The following is an 8871-nucleotide window of genomic DNA, read 5'->3' on the forward strand; positions in this document are numbered from 1 at the left end:
GCTCGCCGCCCAGCGGCGCCGGCCGGTTCGCATCAGCCACCTCCCGGCGGCATCATCATGCCGCGCAGGCCGGCCGCGGGGTCGGTGCTTGTCGGCGCGGGCGGCCCGGGCGGCCCGTTTGTGGCCGGCGGAACGTAGTCGGGCCGCATCCAGTCCTCGCTGTAGGTGATCTCGTTGGGCCTGGCCTGCGCCCCGACGAACAGGTTTTCCCCGATCGGCGGGAAGTTGTACTGGCGGTTCTTGACTATCGGCGCCATGTACTGCGCGCAGAGCTTCGCCGCCTGCTCGCCGCCCAACCGGGAGGCGGCCTGGATCGCGCCGCACAAAAACGCGATCGGGTTGGCCATGTTGGTGCCGGCGAGGGCACCGGTCAGCGCGCCGTTGGCCGGTTCGAAGATGTTGTTGAAGTTCTGCAACACGGTCGGGCTGATGTGCAGCGTCTGCTTGATCTCGTCGAGGCTGTCGACCAACACCTTGCTGATCGACGTCAGCTTGTCGGATGCGGTGCCGATCGCCTCACGATTGTCGGCGGCGAAGCTCTGCACGTCGGCCACGACCGCGTTGAGGTCCTCGGCGGCCCGTCCGACTTTGTGGGGATCGTCGGCCAGCACCGACGACACCGCGGCCAGGTTGTGGTTGAGCTGCTCGAGCAGGTCTGCGCTGTCGTGCAGCGCCGTCACCAGCGTCGACAGGTTCTTCAGGGTGGAGAAGATGTCCTTGCTGTGGTCGCCGAGCGCGGACACCGCCTGCGACAGCTTGACGATGGCGTCCCGGATGGTGGGGCCTTGCCCGCGCAGGTTGTCGGCGGCGGTGTTGATGAGGGCGCCCAGCGTGCTGACGCCGCCCGGCTGGGTGGGTTTGAGCAATTCGGTGAGCCGCTGAAGTTGCGCCCGCAAGTCGTCCCACTCGACCGGGACCGCGGTGCGATCCTGCGGGATGACGGCGCCGTCGGCCATCACCGGCCCGCCGGCGTAGGGCGGGGTGAGCTGGATCGCTCGGCCGGTCACCAGCTGCGGTGACAGAATCGCCGCCTTGGCATCGGCGGGGACCTTGTGCCTGCGATCGATCCAGAACGAGATCTTGGACCGCAGCGGTTGCGGTTCGATTTTGACGATCTTGCCCACCGGGACGCCCCGGATGCGCACGTCGTCACCGGCGAACACGCCGTTGCTGTTGTCGAAATAGGCGACCACGGTTGTTCGGGCGGTGTCGCCGGGGCTCCCCATCGCGACGATCACTCCCGCCACCAGCACCAGGGCCAGCGCGGTCGCCAGCACCGACCTTGCGCGGCGCAGCCGGGCGGTCACGGGTGCTCCCCGGATTGCGCTGCGGGCGGCCCGGGCGGCGGTCCGCCCGCCGGCGGGGCCGGCGGCGGCACCCGGTAGGGGTAGCAGCCGGGGCCCGGCAGCAGCACCGCGGGCGCGCCGCACGGATGATCGCCGGGATTGCCGGTGATCGCGTCGGGCAGATTCAGGCGCGGCTCGCCGCCCTGCCCCGTGCGCGGGAACGGCATCGGCAACGGTGGTGTCCCGGGTTGACCGGTTGGCGGGTCGGTCAGCTGCGACGGCAGCAGCGTGGCCGGGTCCAGCCCCAGATCCGAAAACGCTGCGCTGATGAACGGTTGCACGAACTGGCCCGGCAGCAAATTCACCACGTACGCCTTGAAGAAGGGGCCCGACGACAGCGACTCGCCCAGCGACATGACATAGCTGTTGATCAACGGGATCGCCTTCTGCACACGCTCTTTGCGGTTTTCGACGATCGTCAACACCCCGTTGAGCTTGTCCAGCGCCGGCCGCAGCTGCTGTCGGTTCTCGGTGATGAAGCCCTGCAGTTGCCGCGATACCCCGGAGATATTCGCCCAGATCTGATCCAGGGCGGCGCTCTGGGTCCGCAGCTGGCCCAGCAGGGCCGTGGTGTCCCGTACCAGGCTCACGACCTGGTCGGTGCGCCTGGCCAGCACCCCCGTCGCTTTCGCGGCGTTGTCGAGCAGGCTGCGCAGTTGCTCGTCACGCTGGTCGAGTGTTTGCGCGAGCCGAGCCACCCCTTTCATCGCGTTGCGGAAATCCGCCGGTGTATCGGCAAAGGTTTGCGCCACGGTGTCCAGCGATGCCGACAACCGGTCGGTGTTCAATCCGCTGATCGTGCTGGCCAAGTCGCCCAGCGCGTCGGGCAGCTGATAGGGCGACATCGTCCGCTCGATCGGGATGGGTTTGTCGAGCCGGCCCTCGCCACGCGGCATGACGTCAAGGAACTTGCTGCCCAACAGGCCTTTGGTCTTGATCGCCGCCTCGGTGCGGTCGCCGAGCCGGACGTTGTCGTGAATCTTGAACTTGACCAGCACGCCGGGACCGTCGAGTTCGATGCTGGATACCTTGCCCACCGGGTAGCCGGAGACTTCGACGGTGTTGTCGGCCCGCAGCCCGCCCGCGTCGGCGAAATACGCAGCGACGCTGGTGCCCTGATCGAAAAAAGGCAGCTTCTGGTATTCCAGCGCCGCCGTCACCATCCCCGCCACCGTCACAATGCCCACGGTGCCGATGATCATCGGGTTGCGTTCCGCGAAGAATTTCATTTCGGCGCGCATCGTCCCGTGGCCTGGCCCGCCACCTTGATGTACACGGGCTGTCCGCCCTTGCCGTTGACCTTGAGCACGACATCGCAGAGGTAGAAGGCGAAAAAGTCCCCGTACATGCCCTGACGGACCAGGGCCTGGTATTTGTCGGGCAGCGTGTTGAGCAGATTGTCGAGATACTCGCGGTCGGCGAGCGCGGTCTCCGCCACCCGATCGGTCTCGTGAACCACCTTCGTCAACGGCGCCCGCGCTTGGGACAACAGGTCGGCGACCGAGCCGGCGGCGGCGTTGGTGTACGCCACCGCGTTGGAGACGTCGGTCTTGCGTTCCGCGAGCCCGTGGACCAACTCCGCAAGTGAGGTGACCGCTTTGTCCAACCGATCGCTTTGTCCCCCAAGCGAACCCAGCACCACGTTGAGGTTGTTGACCACCTGCCCGATGAGCTGATCGCGGTCCGCCAGTGTGTTGGTCACCGCCGCCGCCTCTTCCAGAAACGAGCCGATCGTCGCGCCCTGCCCCTGGAATACCTGCAGCAACTGCTCGCTCAATGCGTTGACCTGGTCGGGGTTCAGCGCGCGGAACAGCGGCTTGAAGCCACCGATCAGGGCATCCAGATCCAGGGCCGGCTTGGTGCGAGCCAGCGGAATCGTCTGTCCGGGAACGAGTTTGGTCAGCGCGCCGCTCCCCTCCTCCAGCGCCAGGTAGCGGTCGCCGAACAGGTTGTCGTAGCGGATCACCGCCTGGGTCCCTTGCGTGAGGGTGACCGAATCGTCGGCGGTGAACTCAACCCGCACCGTCGCGTCCGGGTTGATGGAGATCTTCTCGACCTTGCCGACCTCGACGCCGGCGATCCGGACCAGCTTGCCCTCCCTGAGGTTCGACACGTTGGTGAACTCGGCGTAGTACGTCTTGCCCTGCCCGAATCGCACTTCCCCGAAGACGGCAACCAGCAGGGCCGCGGTCAGCAGGCAAATCGTCAGGAAGACGCCGAAGCGCACCACGACGCCTCTGAGGTTGTCCTGCATGATCTTCTCCTGTTTGCCGGTTGTTCTCGGTCACGCGGGAGGGGTCAGGGGCCCGCAGCCGCGGGCGGGCCGGGCTCGCCCGGCGGCGGCGCCGGTGGCACCCCGGGCCAGAGCGGCACCCCGCCCGGTCCGTACAGCGCCGCGCCGTACGGTGGCCCGCCAGGGTTCGGCCCGATCGCCGGACCGGGTATGCATGCGCGGATCGAAGGCGGCCTGGGCTCGGCGCGGGTAACCGGGAAGTAGTCAGCCCAGCACGGATGTCCGATGCCCGGGTTCGGGCGGATGTCGAGCCCGGTTCCCCACCCGGTGTTGGTGACAAGCTCGCGCACCGGGAAGTTCTTGCTGGCATCCGGCAGCGACCCGCATCCCGGCTTTCCGCCCGGCCCGCCTTTGGCCGCGACCAGTGGCAGGTTGTCGGGGGTGACGTAAGGGTCGTTCCCCAGCAACAGCGCGACGTCGAGTTGCAGCGTCCGGCCATCGGCACCGCCCCAGGCCGAGTAGCCCCCGTTGTCGAGATACCACTTGGTGCCCTGCAGGAAGCAGGTGTACTCGGGGTTGTATTTGAGTAGCAGCTCCGTGGTGGGCTCGAGGGTGTTGACCGACGCGACGAGGTTGTCCCTGCTGTAGCCGAGCAAATTGGTCCCGGTGATGGACAAGCCGATGACGTTGAGCAGCAACGCATCCAGCTGTGTCGAATGGTTGACGACGGTGGTGCTGGTCGTGCTGGCGGCGTTGAGGATCGTCAGGATGTCCTGGGCGGCCGCACCGTAGGTCTCGTTGAACTTGGTGAGGGATCGCCAATCCTGGCGGATGGTCTCGCTGCGCGCGTTGAGTGCCGCCAACACCTGGTTGAGGTCGGTGGTGGCCTGGCCTATCCGCTCACCCTGCCCGCGGACGCCGTCGGCCACCGCGGTCAGCACCGCGTTCAGCTTGAGCGGATCGATCATGTCGAGCAGGTCCACGACGTTTTGGAAGACGGTATTGATCTCGGTACTCACGTTCTTCGAGTGCAATTCCGCCCCGGCGGAAAGCCGTGCGCGACTTGGGTCGTGCGGTATCACCAGGTCGACGAACTTCGCGCCGAACGCGGTGGTGGCGCTGATCTGTGCCTCGACATTGGCTGGGATGTACCGGATTTGGTCGGGGTCGATCTCCAGCCGCAAACGCGTCCCGTTCCGGTCGTCCCCGATCTGGCTGACCCGGCCGACCTGCACGCCGCGCAGCATGACCTTCGCGCCGGCGTCCATCACCAGCCCGGAGCGGTCGGCGGTCAGCGTGACCGGCACATAGGACCGGAGGGTGCCGTTGAACGACACCGCCGTCACCAGGACAACAACCCCGATCGTCGCGAACAGCATCAGCGTCCACCAGCCGTCGTGTAGACGCTGCCTGCCCCGACCGCGACTCATGCCACTAGCTCGCCAGGTGGAAGTTCGGGGACTGGCCATAGATGGCGAGGGTCATCACGACGATCGCGATCGACGCGACGACCATCGAGGCGCGTACGGCCCGGCCGACTGCCTCGCCGACCCCCGCCGGACCGCCGCGCGCCGTGTACCCGTAGTAGGTGCACAACAACATGATCATCAGGGCGACCACGACGACTTCGAACGACGACCAGAGCACGTCGCTAGGACGAAGGAACGTGTTGAAGTAGTGGTCATAGACGCCGGACCCCTGCCCGTAGATCGCGGTGGTCCCGATCCGGGCGGCCAGGTACGCCGTCATGAGGCCGACGCAAAACAGCGGTACGGCCACCACGACTCCGGCCAGCACCCGGGTGCTCGCCAGGTAGCTGATGCTGCGGATGCCGATGACCTCGAGCGCGTCGATTTCCTCGTTGATCCGCATCGCCCCCACCTGCGCGGTGGTGCCGGCCCCGACGGTCGCCGCGAGCGCAACCATCACCGTCCCCGGTTGGATTTCCCGAGTGTTGAAGAAGGCGGACGCGAAGCCCGTCAGGGCCTCCACCCCGACGGAGGCGAATTGGTTGTAGCCCTGCACCGCCACGATCGCGCCGGTGGTCATCGCCAAGAAGCCGACGATGACGACCGTGCCGCCGATCACGGCGAGCGTTCCGACCCCCAGCCCCATCTGCGCGATCACCCGCAGCAGCTCGCTTCGGTAGTGCATGATCGCATCGGGAATCCCGGCCAGCGTGTCGATGTAGAACCGCATCTGCGATCCCATCCGATTCCATTCGCCTGCAATGGTTTTCGTGAGCGTCACGGGTTCACCTCACGACACCATCAGCGGCATGCCGACGGCGGTGACAATGATGTTGATGACGAACAAGACGATGAAGGCAAAAACCACGGTTTCGTTGACCGCCCTGCCGACGCCGGCCGGACCGCCGCCGACAGACATGCCCTTGTAACAGGCGATCAACCCGGCCATCAGCCCGAACAGCGTTGCCTTGATCATCGAAATGATGACGTCGATGGTGTGGGTGAGTGTGGTCAGGCCCGTCACCCACGCACCCGCCGAGACGTGCATGAGAAACACCGAGCAGAAAAACGCGCCGATGAGGCCTGTCGCCGTCACCACCGAGCTGAGGGCCAGCGAGACCGTCGTCGCCGCCAGGACGCGCGGAACCGCCAGCGCTTGAATCGGATTGATGCCCATGACTCGCAGCGCGTCGAGTTCCTCGCGAATGGTCCGCGCACCCAGATCCGCGCACATGGCGGTGGAGCCCGCCCCCGCGACAACTAAGACCGTGACGATCGGGGCGCTCTGGTCCACCGTGAAGATCGCGCACCCCGTGCCGGAGAAGTCCGCCGCCCCGATGTCGGTCAGCAGGACGTTGAACAGGAAACCGGAGATGACCGCCCACGGAATCGTCATCAATATCCCGGGCACCGTAGAGACCCGCGCGACGAACCAACACTGAAACAGGTACTCGCGCCAGGCGAACGGTGGCCTGAGCATGGACGCGAAGGTGTCGAGGGTCATCGCGAAGAAGTCGCCCATCGCGCGGACCGGCTTCGCCGCTTGATCGACCACCATCACCATCGCGCTGCGCACCACCTCGAGTTGCTCACGCTGGCCCCCCGGACAGGTCGATGTGGACGAGTGACATCCGCGAGGGTACGCGGCACCCGGGCCTCATGTCCATAGCCGATACGCATATTTATGCTGTAGCGCATGGCAAATAGCGAAGCAAATAGCCACTTATGTGTCATGATGTATCTTGCTAGTACTGCTAGTGGGTCGAATCTATGCTCCGTTCGTGACGGGCTGGAGGAGGTATTGGCTGATGTATTTGGGTAGTCCGAGCCGAAGGGGATCCATACGGAAATGACCGACACCAAGGACACCAGCGAGAGGCTCGTTCGCGACTTTCTCGGATCCTGGCAGGCGCGCACCCTCGACACCATCTGCAGCGGCTTCGCCGACAACGCGGTGTACCACAACGTGCCGGTCGAGCCGATCGAGGGCATTGCCGGCATCCGAGCGATATTCCGGGCGTTCTTGGACGCGTTCTCTGATGCCAGGCTGGACATCGTCACGCTGGCCGCCGAGCCCGGCCGGGTGTTGGTCGAGCGCGTCGATTACTTCACGATGAACGACGGCCGCAAAGTCGTGCTGCCCGTGACCGGCGTGTTCGAGGTTCAGAACGGCAAGATAACCCGGTTCAGCGACTACTTTGATCTGGCGGACTTCGAGCGACAAAGCGGGATGAAGCTGTAGACGATGGGTATGGCGGGATGGGTAACTCCGGTGCGCACAAAGGGGGTTCGACTCGATGGGGACCATGAAGGCTCTGGCCCAACCCGCTAGGCGCCGGCCGAAGGACCGTAAGCAACAGATTCTGGAACAGGCCGTCGGGCTCTTCATCGAGCGTGGCTTCCATTCGGTCAAATTGGAGGACATCGCCGAGGCCGCAGGCGTCACCGCACGCGCGCTGTACCGCCACTACGACAACAAGCAGGCCTTGCTCGCCGAAGCGATCCGAACCGGTCAGGACCAGTACCAAAGCGCGCGCCGCCTCACCGACGGGGAGACGGAGCCGACGGCCCGCCCGCTGAGCGTCGACCTGCCGGACCTGATCGCGGCGGCCGTCGCGTCTCGGGCCCTGACGGTGCTGTGGCAGCGCGAGGCCCGCTACCTGAACGAGGCCGACCGTGCGGAGGTGCGGCGCCGCATCAACGCGATCGTTGCCGGCATGCGCGACAGCGTCCTGCTGGAGGTGCCGGGCCTGAGCCCGCCGCATTCGGAGCTGCGGGCGTGGGCGGTGTCGAGCACGCTGACCAGCCTGGGCAGGCACAATCTGACTCTGCCGGCCGACGAACTCAAAGACCGTCTCTACCAAGCCTGCATGGCCGCGGCCAAGACGCCCCCCAAGTGCGGGTTGGCGCCCCTCCCGCCTACCGCTGCCGCTTCAGACACAGAAGGCGTGCTGTTCTCCCGCTACGAGACCCTGTTGGCGGCGGGCGCGCGCCTGTTCCGGGCACGGGGCTATCCGGCGGTCAGCACCAGCGAGATCGGGAAGGGAGCCGGGATCGCGGGACCCGGGCTGTATCGGTCGTTTCCCTCCAAACAGGCAATCCTCGACGCGCTCATCAGGCGCCTCGACGAGTGGTGGAGCCTTGAATGCATCCGCGCACTGCGCACGAATCCCGAGCCCGCACAACGCCTTCGCCGGCTGGTCGAAGGTCACGTGCGAATCAGCCTGGACGCTCCGGACCTGGTTGCCGTTTCCGTCACCGAACTTTCGCACGCGTCCGCCGAAGTGCGCGACGGGTACCTGAGAAATCAATCGGACCGCGAGGCCGTGTGGATCGAGCAGATCACCAAGCTGGTCCCGGCGACGACGGCCGCCGAGGGGCGACTTCTGGTCGCGGCGGCGATCAGTTTCATCGAAGACGTCGCTCGCACATGGCATCTCACCCGCTTCGCCGGGGTCGCGGACGAGATCACCGCCATCGCACTGTCAATCTTGACCAGCCGGTCCTGACCGGCGGCCGCGCTATGCGGCGCCGGGACTCTCGCCGTCGTCGTCGTCGGGGTGGAGGAGTTTTTCGGGATGGTGGTAGGTGTTGGTGCGGGGTTGGCCGCGGTCGAGGTGCGGCGGCGGAATCCACTCCGTCTCCCCGCGGGCGTTGGTGCGGGTGGTCCAGCCTTGTTCGGCGAGTCGGTTGTCGGGTCCGCAGGCCAGGGTGAGGTCGTCGATGTCGGTGCGGCGGGTGGCCGCCCAGCCTTTGATGTGGTGGACCTGGCTGTGGTAGGCGGGGGCGTCGCAGCCGGGTTTGGTGCAGCCGCGTTCTTTGC

At 66.2% G+C, this 8871-nt stretch carries 9 protein-coding genes; 2 read left to right on the forward strand and 7 right to left on the reverse strand.

Annotation, left to right across the window (positions count from 1 at the left end):
- Positions 1-32 precede the first annotated feature (32 nt).
- From A5673_RS10355 to A5673_RS10380, 6 genes are read right to left on the reverse strand one after another with little or no spacing between them, the layout of a single operon-like run.
- Positions 33-1307, reverse strand: a complete 1275-nt coding sequence (locus A5673_RS10355; RefSeq protein ID WP_068230948.1) for a virulence factor Mce family protein — start codon at positions 1305-1307, stop codon at positions 33-35.
- Positions 1304-2575, reverse strand: coding sequence for a virulence factor Mce family protein (locus A5673_RS10360; RefSeq protein WP_068230952.1), 1272 nt, complete (start codon positions 2573-2575; stop codon positions 1304-1306). The genes A5673_RS10355 and A5673_RS10360 overlap by 4 nt, the downstream gene beginning before the upstream one ends.
- Complete coding sequence (locus tag A5673_RS10365) at positions 2572-3600, reverse strand: virulence factor Mce family protein (RefSeq protein ID WP_068230924.1); 1029 nt, start codon at positions 3598-3600, stop codon at positions 2572-2574. Before A5673_RS10365 ends, A5673_RS10360 begins: the two co-directional genes overlap by 4 nt.
- Before the next feature lie 44 nt (positions 3601-3644).
- A complete protein-coding gene (locus tag A5673_RS10370; protein ID WP_068230928.1) occupies positions 3645-5009 on the reverse strand; it encodes an MCE family protein in 1365 nt (454 codons plus the stop codon).
- Between the two features lie 4 nt (positions 5010-5013).
- Positions 5014-5790, reverse strand: coding sequence for an ABC transporter permease (locus tag A5673_RS10375; protein WP_156748071.1), 777 nt, complete (start codon positions 5788-5790; stop codon positions 5014-5016).
- Positions 5791-5838: 48 nt separating this feature from the next.
- Entirely contained in the window at positions 5839-6612 is a 774-nt protein-coding gene (locus tag A5673_RS10380; protein ID WP_068230956.1) for an ABC transporter permease, read from the reverse strand.
- 285 nt (positions 6613-6897) lie between these two features.
- On the opposite strand from A5673_RS10380, the gene A5673_RS10385 reads away from it, so the two are divergent.
- Entirely contained in the window at positions 6898-7290 is a 393-nt protein-coding gene (locus A5673_RS10385) for a limonene-1,2-epoxide hydrolase family protein (protein WP_068230934.1), read from the forward strand.
- Between the two features lie 64 nt (positions 7291-7354).
- On the forward strand, positions 7355-8557 hold the full coding sequence (locus tag A5673_RS10390) for a TetR/AcrR family transcriptional regulator (RefSeq protein WP_068230959.1): 1203 nt from the start codon (positions 7355-7357) through the stop codon (positions 8555-8557).
- Between the two features lie 12 nt (positions 8558-8569).
- Here the strand turns inward: A5673_RS10390 and A5673_RS10395 are convergent.
- Positions 8570-8871, reverse strand: a 302-nt coding sequence (locus tag A5673_RS10395) for an HNH endonuclease signature motif containing protein (RefSeq protein ID WP_197518343.1), incomplete at its 5' end; no start/stop codon positions are given.

Source organism: Mycobacterium sp. E3198 (assembly GCF_001667015.1).
Classification (GTDB): domain Bacteria; phylum Actinomycetota; class Actinomycetes; order Mycobacteriales; family Mycobacteriaceae; genus Mycobacterium.

Bases quoted from the DNA above. Each gene is read 5' to 3' on its own strand.
- A5673_RS10375 (WP_156748071.1), bottom strand. From the start codon at position 5,790: ATGGGATCGCAGATGCGGTTCTACATCGACACGCTGGCCGGGATTCCC.
- A5673_RS10385 (WP_068230934.1), top strand. From the start codon at position 6,898: ATGACCGACACCAAGGACACCAGCGAGAGGCTCGTTCGCGACTTTCTC.
- A5673_RS10380 (WP_068230956.1), bottom strand. From the start codon at position 6,612: ATGGTGATGGTGGTCGATCAAGCGGCGAAGCCGGTCCGCGCGATGGGC.
- A5673_RS10390 (WP_068230959.1), top strand. From the start codon at position 7,355: ATGAAGGCTCTGGCCCAACCCGCTAGGCGCCGGCCGAAGGACCGTAAG.
- A5673_RS10360 (WP_068230952.1), bottom strand. From the start codon at position 2,575: ATGAAATTCTTCGCGGAACGCAACCCGATGATCATCGGCACCGTGGGC.
- A5673_RS10370 (WP_068230928.1), bottom strand. From the start codon at position 5,009: ATGAGTCGCGGTCGGGGCAGGCAGCGTCTACACGACGGCTGGTGGACG.
- A5673_RS10365 (WP_068230924.1), bottom strand. From the start codon at position 3,600: ATGCAGGACAACCTCAGAGGCGTCGTGGTGCGCTTCGGCGTCTTCCTG.